Below are 15,022 nucleotides of genomic sequence, written 5' to 3'. Positions count from 1 at the left end.
TATGGCAATACCGGCGTGCGCGACAAGGCTCTCAGGGGCTGGCATTGGCCGGCCGCAGCACCTTCTGGTCGCTGACGATCATGTCGAGGTTCACGTCCCAGGGCTGGTGCGGCAGGCGCTCGACCTGCTGACAGTGGTGCGCCACGCCGATCAGGGTCGGGCGCGGGCCATGTTCCCTGGAGGCGAAGGCGAGAGTGCGGTCGTAGAAGCCGCCGCCCATGCCCAGGCGATGCCCCTGTTCGTCAAAGCCCACCAGCGGCATCAACACGACATCCAGCGCCCAGGGCGCGAGGCGGCGAATACGCTCGCCGCTCTGGCGCAGATCGGGCTCCGTAATCCTGAAGCGATTGAGCACCATCCGGGTATCCGGGCGCCAGTGGACAAACCACAAACGGTTTTCCACCAGCGGTCGCAATACTGGCAGATAGACGCGCGTGCCGCGTTGATGCAGCCAGTCCACCAGCGGTGTCGGGTCGATTTCGCCGTTTTCCGGCAGATAGAGTGCCACGTGACGTGCCCGGCGCAGCGGTGCCAGCTGCATCAGCTGGCGTGCCAGCGACATCGATGCCAGACGCTGGGCGCGCTCATCCAGCAGGCGTCGGCGCCTGCGCAGCGTGCGTCGCAGCTGACGACGGTCATCGGAGGCAGGCAGCGGCGCCATGTCCGAGGATGCCTGACGGGGTAGTCGGGGGTGTGAAAAACGTCGCCGGGGGCGAGGGGTGCGCTGCGAAAGGGCGCCGGGTCTGCGAAGACGCGGTTGGTCCGCGGGGAGTGCGCAGCGCACTGACATGAGGGTTCTCCAGAATGCCGCTGTTGTTCTGGCCCTGAACCTACTGGTTCAAGGTGGGTGACCGCAAGTGGGCCATCAGGCTTTCCGTCGCGCGGACATGCACACAGGCCCACTTATAGTGGTCCCCTGGGTACTGCGCATAGGCTCGAGGGACTATAACAACTGGCGAACACCCCAGAGAACGCGTCAATTCTAACAGATATGCCGGGGGGCTGCGCTACCCTGTCATCCGGGCGGATGACAGAATTCGATCAGGAGGTGCGGTTGCGCTCAAGCGCCTTTTGCAGGCGCTCGTCGAGTCCGGCAAGCTTTTCTTCAAGCTCCTGACGGCGTCGGGTTTCATCGCGCAGTTCATGGGTAATGTTGAGGCCCGCCATCATGGCCACCTTGTCGATGCTGATGGTACGACCGCGGGTCTGGATGCCGGCCATGGCCTGGTCAAAATAGCGCGCCGCTTCATGCAGCGCCTGCTCTTCGCCGGGGGCGCAGCTGACAACAAAATTCTGACCCATCAGGGTGATTTCGGCGGTCTGACGAGGACCTTGCGGCATGACATCACTTCCGATATGGGCCAATCTCTGGCCGTTACGCTAAGATGGTGGGCAGCCATTCATGGTCCGCTGCCTGAGGTTCAACTCACGGGCAGGCCATGTCGCTGCGCTTGCAGCACCACTATAGAGAGACGACCGGGGGCGGTCAACGCGCGGCCCTCGGGCGAGAGTTCATGATTCCCGCTACGGGAACGGTCAGTAAAGGGATGCAGTATGCCGTCCGGTGATAACGCCCTCGATTTCGCCACCATCAGCGATATTTTCCTTGCCCATGGCAGCCTGCAGTCGCCGGCCTTCTTTGACGGCTATCTGTGCGCGCGGCTGGCGCTTGAGGATATCAGCGCCGAGGACTGGCTGGGCCAGATCTGCGCCGCGCTGGGTGTGGAAGAGCCCGCCACCCGTGAAGACGGCGAGCAGCTGCTGGCATGGCGCAAGCTTGCCAAGGAGCGCCTGGACGCCCAGGAGATGAGTTTCGAACCGCTGTTGCCCGATGAGCTGTTCTCGCTGTCAGAGCGGGCGCAGTCCCTGGCGCTGTGGTGCCAGGGCTTTCACGACGTCGTCGGCGAAGTGGATGGGGATCAGCGCAGTACGTGGTCAACGCCGCTTCAGGAAGGTGTGTCCGATATCGAGCAGCTCTCACGCATTGATGATGACATCGAGGAGAGCAGTGAAAACGAAAACGATCTGTTTGCCCTGACCGAGCACGCTCGCATGACGGCCCTGATGCTGTATGTCGAGCAGCATCCGGGGCAGCCGGACGTCGAAAAGCCGGCGCAGTCGCTTGAAGAGGGCATGAAGGAAGAAGGCCTGAGCGACCAGGGCGACGGCGAGACGCGCCATTGACATGCAGCGACCAGAACCGGTCATGCGGCGGGTGACAACATCTCGACGACGCCGGTAACGGGAGAAAAGACAGTGACACAGGCAGAGCAGGGCACCCCGGCACCCATCACGAGTGAGGCGTATCGACGGCGTCGTGAACGGCTGATGGCCCAGGTGGCGCCGGACAGCGCCATCCTCATCCCGGCCGCCACGCTTTCGGTGCGCAATCAGGACAGTGACTACCCCTTTCGCCAGGACAGCGATTTCCACTATCTCTGCGGTTTCCCCGAGCCGGACGCCTGGCTGGTGCTGTTGCCCGGCCGCGAGGCCGGTGAGAGCGTGCTGTTCTGTCAGCCGCGTGATCCGTCGGTCGAGACCTGGACGGGCAAGCGGGTCGGCCCGCGCCGGGCCGTCACGACCCATGGCGTGGATGAGGCCTGGCCGCTGGAGGCGCGCGATGAGCAGCTGCTGGATCTGCTGGAAGGGCGCAAAACGCTCTATCTGCCGCTGGATAATGACAGGGCGCTGTCACTGGCAGGCGAGATGCGCGAAGGGCTCAAGGCCCGTGCGCGGCGCGGGCCGCCGGCGCCCTCGGCCTACGCCGACATCGGCGTCATTCTGCACGAGCAGCGCCTGATCAAATCCGAAGGCGAACTGGCGCTGATGCGCCATGCCGGCGAGATTACCGCCCGGGCCCACGTTCGCGCCATGCAGAGCATACGCCCCGGCATGTTCGAGTATCAGCTGCAGGCCACGCTTGAGCACGCCTTTGTCATGGCCGGTGCCCGGGCACCGGCCTATGGCACCATCGTGGGCAGCGGCGCCAACGCCTGTATCCTGCACTACACCGAAAACGACGCGGCGATGGCCGCCGGTGATCTGGTGCTGGTCGATGCCGGCGCCGAATACGCGCTCTACGCCGGTGATATTACCCGCACCTTTCCGGTCAGCGGGCGTTTCAGCGAACCGCAGCGCCAGCTCTATGAAATCGTGCTGGGGGCGCAGCAGCGCGCCCTTCGCGCCGTGCGCCCGGGTGCCACGCTCAAGGACATTCATGAAGGCGTTGTCCGCGACCTGACGGCCGGTCTTGTGGCGCTGGGGCTGGTGGAAGGGCCGGTCGAAACGGCCGTCGAACAGGGCTATTACAAGCGCTTTTACCTGCACGGCACCTCCCACTGGCTGGGGCTCGACGTGCACGATGTCGGCGCCTATCAGTGGGAGGGCGCCTCGCGGACGCTGGCCCCCGGCATGGTGCTGACCGTCGAGCCCGGGCTCTATATTCCCGATGATCTCGACATTGCCGAGCAGTGGCGCGGCATCGGTATTCGCATTGAAGACAATGTGGTCGTCACGGCGCAGGGGTGTGACGTGCTGACCGAGGGCGTGCCCAAACGGGTTCGCGAGATCGAGGCACTGATGGCACAGGGACAGACATGAGCGAAACCCCGGTAGACATTGCCATTATCGGTGGCGGGCTGGTGGGTGCCAGCCTGGCCGTGGCGCTGGCACCGCTGATTGAACGTCATCGGCTCAGGGTGGCCGTGATCGAGGCCAGTGAGCTGGGCGCCACGGGTGCCCAGCCGAGCTTCGACGAGCGCTCCAGTGCCATCGCCTACGGCTCCAGAGCGCACTTCGAGGCGCTGGGAATCTGGTCAGAGCTGGCCACGCGCGCCGCCCCCATTCATGACATCGAGGTCAGCCAGCGCGGTGCGATGGGGCGCACGCACCTGTCGTCCAGGGATGTGGGCACGCCGTCACTGGGCTATGTTCTGCCCAACGCCTTTCTGGGCCAGGTGCTCCATGAGCGGCTTTCCCACATGTCGATCGACTGGCACTGTCCGGCCCGGGTCGAGACCATTGCCCCGGCGGTCGGCGGCCATCGACTGACGCTGGATAACGGCTGCGAGCTCCATGCCGGGCTGACCGTGCTGGCCGATGGCGGGCGCTCCGGTCTCAAGGCGTCGCTGGGGATCGATACCGACCGTCATGACTATGAGCAGCACGCCCTGATCGCCAACGTCGAGACGACGCATGAGCATCAGGGCCGGGCGTTCGAGCGCTTTACCCAGGAAGGGGCCATGGCGCTGCTGCCGTTGATGCAGCGACGCATGGCGCTGATCTGGACGCGCCCGCCGGAAAAGATCGATGCTACCCTGGCGCTGAGCGATGATGCCTTTCTACAGGCGCTGCAGTCGCACATGGGAGCGCGGCTGGGCCGCTTTCAGCGCGTGGGGACGCGCCATGTCTACCCGCTGTCGATGTCGCGCGCCCGCGAGCAGAGCCGGCCGCATCTGGCGGTGCTGGGCAACGCGGCGCATGCGATTCATCCGGTGGCCGGCCAGGGGTTCAACCTCGCGCTTCGCGGCGTAATGGATCTGAGTGCCGCCATCGAGGCGGCGCTCGAGGCCGGCCGCACGCCGGGCGAGGCGCCGACCATGGCGGATTTCGAACAGCGCCGTCAGAGTGACCGGGACCTGATCATGCAGGCCAGCGACACGCTGGTGCGTCTTTTCGGTCTGGAACTGCCCGGCATCGGCGGAGCACGGGGCGCCGCGCTGGGACTTTTCAATCTTGCCACGCCGCTCAAGCGCGCCCTGATTCGTCGCGCCATGGGCCTGGCGCGTCATTAAACGGGCCCGGTGGCGTCAATGACCGTTCAACGGAGTACTTCATGAAGCTCGACACCGCACAGTTTGACATGGCCATCGTTGGCGCCGGGCTGGTAGGGGCCACCCTGGCGCTGGCGCTGGGCCAGCAGGGCCACAGCGTGGCCCTGTTGGACGGTGGCGATCTTCAGGCGGGGTGGCAGGCTGCGCATATCGATGCGCGCGTCAGCGCCATTACGCCGGCCTCAAGACAGTTTCTGACCACCCTGGGCGTCTGGCCGGGCATTGCCTCTCGCCGTCTCAGTCCCTATGGCCGGATGGCCGTATGGGACGGGGAAGGCACCGGCCGGATCGATTTCAGCGCCGCGGAAGTCGGCTGTGAGGTGCTGGGCCATATCATCGAAAACGGCGTGGTCCGTGATGCGCTGCTGGAAGCGATAGCCGGGTGTAAGAACGTGACGCTCATGCCGCGCGCCCGGGTCACGGCGCTCTCCGAGGCCGAGCAGCAAAGGCGCTGTCTCACGCTTCAGGACGGGCGCACTCTGGCCGCCGATCTGGTCATCGGGGCCGATGGCGCCCGCTCGCAGATCCGTGAACTTGCCGGGTTGGGCCATCGTGAATATGCCACCGGCCAGCGTGCCGTGGTGGCCACGGTATGGCATGAACGCGATCATGAGGCGACGGCGCGCCAGCGTTTCATGGGGACCGGGCCGCTGGCCTTTTTGCCCCTGAGCATTGAAGGCCGGCAGAAGACCTCCTCCATTGTCTGGTCGGCCGACACGGTGCTTGCCGATGAGCTGATGGACATGACGGATGACGCCTTCATACGGGCGCTTGGATGGGGCTTCGAGCATCAGCTGGGCCGTATCGAGGGCGTCAGCCAGCGTCACGATTTTCCCCTGGTGCAGCGCCACGCCAGACGCTACGTCGATGACAGCGTGGCGCTGGTGGGCGATGCAGCGCACAACATTCATCCGCTGGCCGGGCAGGGGGTCAACCTGGGGCTGATGGATGCCGCGGTGCTGGCCGAGGAGCTGGGGCGCGCCGGACGACGCGGTGCGCCGGTGGCGGATGTGCGCATCCTGTCGCGCTATGCGCGCCGTCGCCGCGGTGACAATACGGTCATGCTGATGACCATGGATGCCTTTCGTATTGGCTTTGGCACCTCCTGGCCGCTGGTGCGCGTGCTGCGCAATCAGGGGCTGACCGCGACCGGTCGCTGGCCCTGGGCGCGACGTCTTTTGATCGAGCAGGCAATGGGACAGCGCCACGATCTGCCCGACAGCATGCGCGCGCCGACGGTTTGAGGACGTGGTAACGGCTGCCCGTCGAGCCGCATGTTTCATGTGAAACAAAAAAGGCCCGCCAATTGGCGGGCCTTTTGTTTACCTGTCGACAATACGTTACATATTGGACTGGGTATTGCTGGGCATGGTGTCGTTGTTGCTGTCGATACCACCGCCCGGAGATTCCTCCGTCGGGCTGCCGTGGCTGGTGCCCGTCGGGGTTTCGCTGGCGCCCGGCTGTGTCGACATTTCGCTGCCGGGGCGCGAAGCACCACCACTTTGTGACATGTTGCCCTGGCTGGCCTGGCCACCCTGGGACATACCGCTTTGCGAGGCGCCGCTGTTTTCAGGCGCGCCGCCGGAGGAGGAACAGCCTGCTGCCAGCATTACGGCAGCGGCCAGCGCGCCCATCGTCAATCCTTTCTTCATGTGTACTACTCCTTTTCAAGGCGGATGGCGTTATCACGTTGCCCCATCAGCGTAGACGCTTTTTATTGATCCGTGGAATCCTGCGTGTCATCGGGGTGGTCACTGTCGTCGCTGGAGGCTTCGGTGGAGGCCGAAGCCTCGTGGCGTCGCACTCCGGAGCGCTGAAACACGTTGATGCCGCGCAGCAGGTTAAGTGCCTCGCCCAGCTGATAGTCGTCGGTGGCGATGGGGGAGTCGGGCAGTGCCTCCTCATCCTGCGCCTGCTCGCCGCGGGCGTTTTGCAAATGGCCGCGCAGGTTGGCCTCGCGGATTTCAAACCCGCCCGTTTCAAGCTCCAGTCGGCCGCGCTGTACCGTCACGTCGGGGGCAATGCCCTCGGCCTGAATGGAGCGCCCGCCAGGGGTGTAGTACAGCGCGGTGGTCAGCTTGATGCCGGTATTGTCATCCATCGGCATGACCGACTGTACCGAGCCCTTGCCGAAGCTTTCGGTGCCCAGCACTACGGCGCGATGATGATCCTGCAGGGCGCCGGCCACGATCTCGGCGGCCGAGGCGCTGCCGCCGTTGATCAGAACGACCATGGGCGTCTGCGGCAGGGCCGTGTCAGCGTTCGCCTCGAACTGCATGTCCGAATCCGGCAGGCGCCCCTTCGTGTAGACCACCAGGCCGCTGTCGATGAAGAGATCGGCCACGTTGACGGCGCCATCCAGCAGCCCGCCGGGGTTGTTGCGCAGATCCAGAATCACGCCGGAAAGACCGTTGTCGCCGGCCTCCTTTTTGAGGGATTCGATCGCTTCACGGGTTTCCGTGGCCGTGTTTTCCTGAAACTGGCTGATGCGTAGATAGCCATAGCCGGGCGTGAGCATGCGTGAGCTGACGCTGGCGGCATGAATATTGTCACGCTCGAGACTGACCTCGATCGGGGCGTCCTCACCCTCGCGCAGCAGGGTCAACTCGATCTCGCTGCCGGGCTCGCCGCGCATCATGCCCACCGCTTCCTCCAGTGACATGCCGTCGGTGCTCTTGCCGTCGATCTCGATGATCAGATCCCGGGGCTGAAGGCCGGCCCTGGACGCCGGCGTATTGTCGATCGGCGAGATCACCATCAGTCGGTTATCCTCCTGGCCGACCTCGATGCCGATACCGCCGAACTCGCCTTCAGTCATCTCATGCAGGGTGCGAAAGGCATCCTCGTCGAGATAGTTCGAGTGCGGATCAAGGCCCTCCAGCATGCCGCGCATGGCGTTGCGCAGCAGCGTTTGATCATCGACATCGTCCACGTAGGCCTGCTTGATGCGCTCGAACACCTGCGCCAGCGCCTGAATGTCTTCCAGCGGCAGATTGCCCTGCGATAGCGCCTCGCTGTCTGCATCACTGGCCGCAGCATGATCGGTATCGACCGGCATGGCCGGTGCGTCTTGAGGCGCGTTTTCCGCCGGCGCCGTGTCAGTGGTCGGTTCGGCGGCGGTGGCCGGCATCGTCAGCAGCAGGGCTGATGACAGGGCAAGCGTTGAGGCGACATGGCGCAGCAGCATGCAAACTCCTTCAGCGAGGATGGGCCGGGCGCCGGGGCGCCCGATACCGTCAATGGGTGGTGCGTGTGCCGTACTAGCGTGAGGCCAGCCAGCTCTGCGGATTGATGGTCTTGCCACCGCGACGTACCTCGAAATAGAGCGCCGGGCGTGACAGGCCGCCGGTGTCCCCGACATATCCAAGGGTAGCACCGCGTTCCACCCGATCGCCTGCCGCGACGGCAAGGCGTTGCTGGTGGGCGTAGAGCGACAGTATGCCACCATGATCGATGATCACCAGATAGCCAAAGCCGCGCATCCAGTCGGCAAATACGACCTGACCGCCTGAGGCGGCATGGATCGGGGTGCCGGCGGCGGCGCTGATCAAGACGCCATTCTTGTTGAGCCCGTCACCGCTGCCATAGCTCGAGATCACCGAGCCGTTCACCGGCCATCGGGAACTGCCCGCGCTGCTGTCGGCCGTGTGGGTCACGCTCGCTCGCGCTTCGGTCTGTCGTTCGGGCGCCGGATCGGCGCTGCGGGTCGGCACGCTACGGGCGTTGTCCGGCCGGGCGCTCATCTCGTCGCTGCTCAGACCGTCATCCTGCGAAGATGTGTCCTGCCGGGACTGCGCCTGTTGTTCGGCCTCCCGGGCCCGGCGTTCGCGCGCCTGGCGCTGCTCGCGGGCGCGCGCCAGCTGCTGTTCGAGGCGGCTGACCATTTTCTCGGCCTCGGCGCGGTCGGACTGAAGCCCTTCCAGGTTGCTCTGGCCGCTTTGATAGCGTGCCTCCAGCCGTGCCAGCGCTGTTTCACGCTCCTTGCGCTGCTCATTTAGCGTTTGCTGGCGGCTTTCAAGCTCACTTTGCAGCTGCGCCAGCGTTTGCTGCTGCTCCAGCGTCTGGGCGCGGTTGTCCTGAAGCTGTTCGTTGAGCGATTCAAGACGCGCCAGTTGCTCGGCGCGCGCCTCGTTGAGGCGGTTGAGATAGTGCTGGAAGCGGTCGATCTCGCTGGGGTCCTGATGGTCGAGCAACAGCTTCAGACGCGGCTGCTCGCCCAGCTTGTAGAGCGCCCTGACCTGCTCGGCCAGCGCCTTTTGCTGCGCATCGCGCTTGAGGGTCAGGTCCTGCTGACGCTGGTCAAGGGCTTCCAGCGCCTCGGTAGTCTCGTTGCGTGCCTGCCCCAGCGTTTGCAGTCGCCGATGGGTCTCGGCCAGCGCCTTTTCGGCCTGCTCGAGCTCCTCACGGGCACTGCCGCGCTGGGCATCGGTCTTTTCCAGCTGGCGCTGGGTCTGTTGAATGTTCTGGCGAATGCTGTCCAGCTCGGCCTTTGACGTATCCAGGCTGGCGGCGCCTGCAGGCACCGCCAGGCCCAGCGTCAATGCCAGCAGCCAAAACCGGCCCGCAGGCCGGTGTCGTGGGAATGGCACCGAATGGCTCCGATTACTGATGGTCGATCAGCACGCGACCGGTCATCTCTTCCGGCTGGGTCTGTCCCATCATGGCCAAAAGCGTTGGTGCGATGTCGCACAGACGCCCGCCTTCAGAGAGCGTGGCCTTGCGCTGGCTAACATATACCAGCGGCACCTGGAAGGTGGTGTGCGCGGTCTGCGGCTTGCCGGTGTCGGGGTCCACCATCTGCTCGGCGTTGCCGTGATCGGCCGTCACCAGGCACTCGCCGCCGGCGCGCTCGATCGCCTCGACCACCCGGCCCAGGCACTCATCGACGGCCTCGATGGCCTTCGTGGCCGCGGCCAGATCACCGCTGTGGCCGACCATGTCGCCGTTGGCGTAGTTGCATATCACCAGGTCAAAGCGACCGGAGTCGATCGCCTCGACCAGCTTGTCGGTGACTTCCACCGCGCTCATTTCGGGCTTTTCGTCGTAGGTTTTCACATCCCGCGGCGAATCGACCAGGATGCGCTCTTCGCCGTCATACTCCGCCTCGCGGCCGCCGGAGAAGAAAAACGTCACGTGGGCGTATTTCTCGGTCTCGGCGATGCGCAGCTGGGTCAGCCCTTTCGATGAGACATACTCGCCCAGGGTGTTGGGCAGGTCGTTGGGCGGGAAGGCCACCGGCACGCCCAGATCATCGGAGTACTGGGTCATGGCGACAAAGTGGACCTTCGGGGTGCGATCGCGCTCGAAGCCGTCGAAACCCGGGTCAACCAGCGCGTGGGCAATCTCGCGGGCCCGGTCGGCGCGGAAGTTGGCAAACAGCACCGCATCGCCATCCTGGATGGTGACCCGGTCATCCTCACTCTCGCGCAGGCTGGTGGCGGTCACGAACTCGTCGGTTTCATCACGATCGTAGGCGGCCTGGAGGGCCTGTTCGACGTCGCTTTCAACATGTTCGCCCTCGCCGTTGACCACCACCTGCCAGGCGGCTTCGACGCGGTCCCAGCGGTTGTCGCGGTCCATGGCGAAAAAGCGCCCGACCATCGAGGCGACCCGGCCCACGCCCATCTGGCGCAGCAGGGCGTCGGCGCGCAGCAGGCTGTCCAGCGCGCTCTGCGGTGCGGTGTCACGGCCGTCGAGGAAGGCGTGGATATAGACCTTCTTCGCGCCGCGTGCCTGGGCCAGTTCGGCCAGCGCCAGCACGTGATCTTCGTGGCTGTGGACGCCGCCCGGCGAAAGCAGCCCCAGCACGTGGACGGCTTTCTCATCGTTGACGGCGGCGTCAATGGCGTCGGTCAGGGCGGTATTGTCGCCCAGTTCATTGTCACGAATGGCCTTCGAGATCCGGGTCAGGCTCTGATAGACGACACGACCGGCGCCCAGATTCATGTGGCCGACCTCGGAGTTGCCCATCTGGCCTTCGGGCAGTCCGACGTTTTCGCCGTCGGTATTGATCAGGGTGTGGGCGTAGTCTGCCTGCAGTCGATCCATGACCGGGGTGTTGGCGGCGGCCACGGCATTGTTGGCCGACTCCGGGTTGTGGCCATAGCCATCAAGAATCAGCAGGGCGACGGGACGTGGTTGCGATGTAGACATGATTTCGCCTCGGGAACACGGACATGTAAGCCCCGATACCGGGCCGGCGCTGCTGGCGTGGTCGCACGCAGCAAGGGGCGCTATCAGGGCGTCGAAGTGGTGGTCATCATAACCCAGCCGGTGCATGCCAGCATTGATCATCGGGGACGGACGACGGCCGGGTGCTTGTGTATACTGGGCGCGCGCCGGATTCCAGCTGCCGAGCGGCTTCCCCGAACTCGCAGGGTAGACCAGGCATGACCGCGCGCCGAGCCATTTTAAACAACCAGGGTCAAGATATTTCCATGATCGATCAGCTGCTGGAGTTTGCCCAGAATCACCCCTTGCTGGTAGGTGCCTTTGTTGTGGTATTGCTGGCCTGGCTGGCCTTTGAATCCAGGCGCAGTGCGACCGGCGGTGTCAGCAGCGGTGAGGCGACCAGCCTGATCAACCGCGAGGATGCCATGGTCCTTGATATCCGCGAGATCAAGGAGTTCAAGGCAGGCCATATCGCCGGTGCGGTCAACGTGCCTGCCGCCAAGCTTGATAACAACATGCAGCGTCTCGACAAGCACAAGGACAAGCCCATTATCGTGGTCGACAAGATGGGCCAGCACAGCGGCGGTGTCGTCACGAAGCTGCAAAAGGCCGGCTATAGTGGTGCGCGTCGACTCAAGGGCGGTCATTCACAGTGGGTGGCCGATGGCCTGCCCGTTGTGACACGCTGATGTAACCTCTTCAAGCGACAGTTATCTCTTGCTTCAGGCACCGTTACCTGCTTCAAGCAATAGTTATTACTTACTCACCGATCGGGAAACGAGCATGTCAGAGAACAACGCTACCAGTGAGCAGGCCAATATCCAGTTCGCGCTGCAGCGCATCTACGTCAAGGATATCTCCTTTGAGGCGCCCAACTCGCCGGCGATTTTCCAGCAGCAGTTCAAGCCGCGGGTCAAGCTCGACGTCGACAACGACCACCAGCAGATCAGTGAGGGGCTCTATGAGGTTAGCGTGCGAGTGACCGCTCACGTCTACAACGGTGAAGAAGAGACCACGGCCTTTCTCGCCGAGGTTCAGCAGGCCGGTCTGTTCGCCATTTCCGGACTCAGTGATGCCCAGCTGGACCACACCCTGGGCGCCTTCTGCCCCAACGTGCTGTTCCCCTATGCGCGCGAGTGCATCGACAACCTGGTGGGCCGTGGCACCTTCCCGGCGCTGATGCTCTCTCCGGTCAACTTCGATGCGATCTACGCCCAGCGCCAGCAGGGTGACCAGCCGGCCGATGCCTGATCGGTAACGCCTACGACAACACCATGCGAATCCATGTCCCTCTGGCGCTGTCTCCCGGCGCCACTCTTAGCCTGCCTGACGCCGCTGCCCATCATGTGGCGCGCGTCATGCGCCGTCGTGAAGGCGATACCCTGGTACTGTTTGACGGCCACGGCGTCGAAGTAAGCGCTCACATCATCGAGATGTCCCGGCGTGATGTCCGGGTCGAAATCGATGAATGCCTGGCAACACTGCCCGAGTCACCGCTTGCCGTGCATCTGGGACTGGCGGTCGGCAAGGGGGATCGCATGGATTTCGCCATTCAAAAGGCGGTGGAGCTGGGCGTGGCCGCTGTCACACCGCTCTACACCCACCATGGTGATGTTCGCCTCAAGGGCGAGCGCGCGCAGAAAAAGCGCGACCACTGGCAGGCCGTGGCGATCAGTGCCTGCGAGCAGTGCCGGCGTGCCACCGTGCCGACGATTTACCCGGCCATCGGGCTTGATGAGTGGCTGGCCGCGCGCGATGAAACACTCAGGCTGGTGCTTCACCCCTACGGGGCCGGTCCACTGCCGGAGATGGCCTCTCCCGGCAGCGCCGCGCTGCTGGTCGGCCCTGAAGGCGGCCTCAGCGAAGAGGAAGTTGCCCGGGCCCACGCGCACGGCTTTCACGCCTGGATCATCGGCCCGCGCATTCTTCGCATGGAGACGGCGCCGGTGGTGGCGCTGTCACTTTTACAGGCGCGCTACGGGGATCTCTGACCCCATCGCCTGTCCTGTCTGAACCTCCCTTTCCCGCACGCCCTGCCCGGTCGAACTATGCTTGTGGCCTGAACAGGGATTCCCTGTCGGCCGCCGATGCGCCGAGAGCATTGGACATTCGTCTTACTGACGTCTGAACTTGTGTGAATTCACGTCCTTTTTATCGCCTGTACGCCGGTCATGACCCATGACGCGGCGTGCCGGTGTTGCCATCACAGGGAGAAGTGATCATGGCCGACTATAGTGTTGCCGACATGCTGGTACGAACGCTGGCCCAGGCCGGCGTGCAGAATATCTGGGGACTGCCGGGGGACTCCCTCAACGGGCTGACCGAAAGCCTGCGCCGGCAGGAGGCCATTACCTGGCGGGGCGTGCGTCATGAAGAGGTGGCCGCACTCGCCGCCAGCGGCGAGGCCGAGGCGCGCGACGCCCTGACCGTGTGCGCCGGCTCCTGCGGGCCCGGCAATACGCATCTGATCAACGGACTTTTCGAGGCCCAGCGGGCGCAAACGCCGATGCTGGCCATTGCTGCCCAGATTCCCTCCAGTGAAGTGGGGCTGGGGTACTTTCAGGAAACCCACCCGGAGCAGCTGTTCAAGGAGTGCAGCGACTACTGCGAGCTGATCTCCAATCCTGCCCAGGCGCAGCGCGTGATCGAAACCGCCATGCGCACGGCAATTCTCGAAAAGAGCGTGGCGGTGATCGTCATCTCCGGGGATGTGGCGCTGTCGCCGGCCGTCGAGCAGAAGATGCAGTGGAGTGCGCCGGTGGCCCCGGTCTCGATGCCTCCCGAGCCCGAGCTTGACGAGCTGGCCGAGCTGCTCAACGACAGCAAACAGGTGGCAATGCTCTGCGGGGCGGGCTGTGCCGGCGCCCATGACGAGGTGATCGCGCTGGCCGAGCGGCTCAAGGCACCCATCGTGCATGCGCTGCGCGGCAAGTCATACCTTGAGTACGAGAACCCTTATGACGTGGGCATGACCGGTCTGATCGGCTTCAGCTCGGGCTATCACACCCTCAAGGAGTGTGACTTTTTAATCATGCTGGGGACCAACTTTCCCTACCGCGACTTCTTCCCCGAGCACGGGCGCATCGTGCAGATCGATCTGCGTCCCGGGCATCTGGGTCGGCGCAATACGCTGCTCAAGGGGCTGGTCGGTGATGTGAAGACAAGCCTTGAAGCGCTGTTGCCCCGTCTTGAAGAAAAGACCGATCGCAGTTTTCTCGACAAGGCTCAGGCCCACTACCAAAAGGCACGTGCGGATCTGGACGAACTGGCGGTACCGGACGCGCAGGGCAAGCCGCTGCATCCGCAGTATCTGACCGCCCGCGTCAGTGAACTGGCCGCCGAGGATGCCTGGTTTACCGCCGAAGTGGGCACGCCCACCGTCTGGGCCGCGCGCTATCTGAAGATGAACGGCCAGCGGCGTCTCACCGGCTCGTTCATGCACGGCTCGATGGCCACCGCCATGCCCCAGGCGATGGGGGCTCAGGCCGCCCAGCCCGGGCGTCAGGTGATCTCGCTGTCCGGTGACGGCGGCATCAACATGCTGATGGGCGATCTGATGACGCTGGCCGAGCAGAAACTGCCGGTCAAGGTGATCATCTACAACAACTCGACCTTTGGGTTCGTGGCGATGGAGATGAAGGCGGCCGGCTATGTCGATGAGGTGACCAATCTGCCCAGCGCCGACTATGCTCGCCTGGCCGAGGCGCTCGGCATCAAGGGGCTGACGGTCTCAAGCTCCGAGCAGCTCGATGGCGTGCTGGAGGAAGCCTTCGCTCATGACGGGCCGGTCATTGTCGATGTGAAGGTGGCCAAACAGGAGCTGTCCCTGCCGCCGACCATTGAAGCCGCCCAGGCGAAGGGCTTCAGCCTCTACATGCTGCGGGCGGTGATGAGCGGGCGCGGCGACGAGGTGATGGACCTGGCCGACACCAATCTGTTTAGCCGACTGGGGCGCAAGAAATAGTCATGCAGCGATAGTGGGTACTTGCTTACGCTCGAATGCCTCATGAGAGTGCCAG

Annotated in this window: 14 protein-coding genes and 1 other RNA gene; 8 read left to right on the top strand and 7 right to left on the bottom strand. The window is 64.3% G+C overall.

Annotated features, from left to right (window positions below):
• Positions 1-31: 31 nt before the first annotated feature.
• From C8D72_RS15330 to C8D72_RS15320, 3 genes are all read right to left on the bottom strand, one after another.
• Positions 32-661: a 5-formyltetrahydrofolate cyclo-ligase gene (locus C8D72_RS15330; RefSeq protein ID WP_115855320.1), complete on the bottom strand. Its 630-nt coding sequence runs from the start codon at positions 659-661 to the stop codon at positions 32-34.
• Between the two features lie 131 nt (positions 662-792).
• Positions 793-974: non-coding RNA, 6S RNA (gene ssrS / locus C8D72_RS15325), on the bottom strand.
• A 67-nt stretch (positions 975-1,041) separates the two neighbouring features.
• The gene (locus tag C8D72_RS15320; RefSeq protein WP_115855431.1) at positions 1,042-1,341 is read right to left on the bottom strand and encodes a cell division protein ZapA; all 300 of its coding nucleotides are present in this window, start codon (positions 1,339-1,341) and stop codon (positions 1,042-1,044) included.
• Positions 1,342-1,554: 213 nt separating this feature from the next.
• Here C8D72_RS15320 and C8D72_RS15315 point away from each other — a divergent pair, with 213 nt between their 5' ends.
• The 4 genes from C8D72_RS15315 (at position 1,555) to C8D72_RS15300 (ending at position 6,076) form a co-directional block, all read left to right on the top strand.
• Positions 1,555-2,184 carry a UPF0149 family protein gene (locus C8D72_RS15315; RefSeq protein ID WP_115855319.1) on the top strand — a complete coding sequence of 210 codons (630 nt, stop codon included), beginning with the start codon at positions 1,555-1,557 and terminating at the stop codon, positions 2,182-2,184.
• A 72-nt stretch (positions 2,185-2,256) separates the two neighbouring features.
• Positions 2,257-3,600 (top strand): Xaa-Pro aminopeptidase, encoded by a 1,344-nt coding sequence (gene pepP, locus C8D72_RS15310; protein ID WP_245955290.1) that lies wholly within the window; start codon positions 2,257-2,259, stop codon positions 3,598-3,600.
• Positions 3,597-4,793 (top strand): 2-octaprenyl-6-methoxyphenyl hydroxylase, encoded by a 1,197-nt coding sequence (gene ubiH, locus C8D72_RS15305; protein WP_115855318.1) that lies wholly within the window; start codon positions 3,597-3,599, stop codon positions 4,791-4,793. The genes pepP and ubiH overlap by 4 nt, the downstream gene beginning before the upstream one ends.
• 41 nt (positions 4,794-4,834) lie before the next feature.
• Entirely contained in the window at positions 4,835-6,076 is a 1,242-nt protein-coding gene (locus C8D72_RS15300) for a UbiH/UbiF/VisC/COQ6 family ubiquinone biosynthesis hydroxylase (protein WP_115855317.1), read from the top strand.
• Positions 6,077-6,172: 96 nt separating this feature from the next.
• Here the strand turns inward: C8D72_RS15300 and C8D72_RS15295 are convergent, their stop codons facing one another.
• The 4 genes from C8D72_RS15295 to gpmI all read right to left on the bottom strand — a co-directional run bounded on the left by C8D72_RS15295 (position 6,173) and on the right by gpmI (position 10,985).
• A complete protein-coding gene (locus C8D72_RS15295) occupies positions 6,173-6,484 on the bottom strand; it encodes a hypothetical protein (protein WP_147301552.1) in 312 nt (103 codons plus the stop codon).
• A 62-nt stretch (positions 6,485-6,546) separates the two neighbouring features.
• Entirely contained in the window at positions 6,547-7,890 is a 1,344-nt protein-coding gene (locus C8D72_RS15290; RefSeq protein ID WP_425453299.1) for a S41 family peptidase, read from the bottom strand.
• Between the two features lie 202 nt (positions 7,891-8,092).
• Positions 8,093-9,421 carry a murein hydrolase activator EnvC family protein gene (locus C8D72_RS15285; RefSeq protein WP_147301551.1) on the bottom strand — a complete coding sequence of 443 codons (1,329 nt, stop codon included), beginning with the start codon at positions 9,419-9,421 and terminating at the stop codon, positions 8,093-8,095.
• 13 nt (positions 9,422-9,434) lie between these two features.
• The gene (gene gpmI, locus C8D72_RS15280) at positions 9,435-10,985 is read right to left on the bottom strand and encodes a 2,3-bisphosphoglycerate-independent phosphoglycerate mutase (RefSeq protein WP_115855314.1); all 1,551 of its coding nucleotides are present in this window, start codon (positions 10,983-10,985) and stop codon (positions 9,435-9,437) included.
• A 284-nt stretch (positions 10,986-11,269) separates the two neighbouring features.
• Here gpmI and C8D72_RS15275 point away from each other — a divergent pair, with 284 nt between their 5' ends.
• The 4 genes from C8D72_RS15275 (at position 11,270) to poxB (ending at position 14,967) form a co-directional block, all read left to right on the top strand.
• Positions 11,270-11,692: a rhodanese-like domain-containing protein gene (locus C8D72_RS15275; protein ID WP_115855428.1), complete on the top strand. Its 423-nt coding sequence runs from the start codon at positions 11,270-11,272 to the stop codon at positions 11,690-11,692.
• A gap of 94 nt (positions 11,693-11,786) precedes the next feature.
• On the top strand, positions 11,787-12,254 hold the full coding sequence (secB, locus tag C8D72_RS15270; RefSeq protein WP_115855313.1) for a protein-export chaperone SecB: 468 nt from the start codon (positions 11,787-11,789) through the stop codon (positions 12,252-12,254).
• 23 nt (positions 12,255-12,277) lie between these two features.
• A complete protein-coding gene (locus C8D72_RS15265; RefSeq protein ID WP_115855312.1) occupies positions 12,278-12,994 on the top strand; it encodes a 16S rRNA (uracil(1498)-N(3))-methyltransferase in 717 nt (238 codons plus the stop codon).
• 230 nt (positions 12,995-13,224) lie between these two features.
• Positions 13,225-14,967 carry a ubiquinone-dependent pyruvate dehydrogenase gene (poxB, locus tag C8D72_RS15260; protein WP_115855311.1) on the top strand — a complete coding sequence of 581 codons (1,743 nt, stop codon included), beginning with the start codon at positions 13,225-13,227 and terminating at the stop codon, positions 14,965-14,967.
• Positions 14,968-15,022 lie beyond the last annotated feature (55 nt).

The organism is Kushneria indalinina DSM 14324, assembly GCF_003385845.1.
Lineage (GTDB): Bacteria > Pseudomonadota > Gammaproteobacteria > Pseudomonadales > Halomonadaceae > Kushneria > Kushneria indalinina.
This window is presented reverse-complemented; position numbering and strand designations above follow the sequence as displayed.

What these genes read in the sequence shown, in the direction of transcription:
- C8D72_RS15275 (WP_115855428.1), top strand. Translation starts at nt 11,270, where the DNA reads ATGATCGATCAGCTGCTGGAGTTTGCCCAGAATCACCCCTTGCTGGTA.
- C8D72_RS15295 (WP_147301552.1), bottom strand. Translation starts at nt 6,484, where the DNA reads ATGAAGAAAGGATTGACGATGGGCGCGCTGGCCGCTGCCGTAATGCTG.
- poxB (WP_115855311.1), top strand. Translation starts at nt 13,225, where the DNA reads ATGGCCGACTATAGTGTTGCCGACATGCTGGTACGAACGCTGGCCCAG.
- C8D72_RS15265 (WP_115855312.1), top strand. Translation starts at nt 12,278, where the DNA reads ATGCGAATCCATGTCCCTCTGGCGCTGTCTCCCGGCGCCACTCTTAGC.
- C8D72_RS15330 (WP_115855320.1), bottom strand. Translation starts at nt 661, where the DNA reads ATGGCGCCGCTGCCTGCCTCCGATGACCGTCGTCAGCTGCGACGCACG.
- ubiH (WP_115855318.1), top strand. Translation starts at nt 3,597, where the DNA reads ATGAGCGAAACCCCGGTAGACATTGCCATTATCGGTGGCGGGCTGGTG.
- C8D72_RS15320 (WP_115855431.1), bottom strand. Translation starts at nt 1,341, where the DNA reads ATGCCGCAAGGTCCTCGTCAGACCGCCGAAATCACCCTGATGGGTCAG.
- C8D72_RS15300 (WP_115855317.1), top strand. Translation starts at nt 4,835, where the DNA reads ATGAAGCTCGACACCGCACAGTTTGACATGGCCATCGTTGGCGCCGGG.
- gpmI (WP_115855314.1), bottom strand. Translation starts at nt 10,985, where the DNA reads ATGTCTACATCGCAACCACGTCCCGTCGCCCTGCTGATTCTTGATGGC.
- secB (WP_115855313.1), top strand. Translation starts at nt 11,787, where the DNA reads ATGTCAGAGAACAACGCTACCAGTGAGCAGGCCAATATCCAGTTCGCG.
- C8D72_RS15315 (WP_115855319.1), top strand. Translation starts at nt 1,555, where the DNA reads ATGCCGTCCGGTGATAACGCCCTCGATTTCGCCACCATCAGCGATATT.
- C8D72_RS15290 (WP_425453299.1), bottom strand. Translation starts at nt 7,890, where the DNA reads ATGCCGGTCGATACCGATCATGCTGCGGCCAGTGATGCAGACAGCGAG.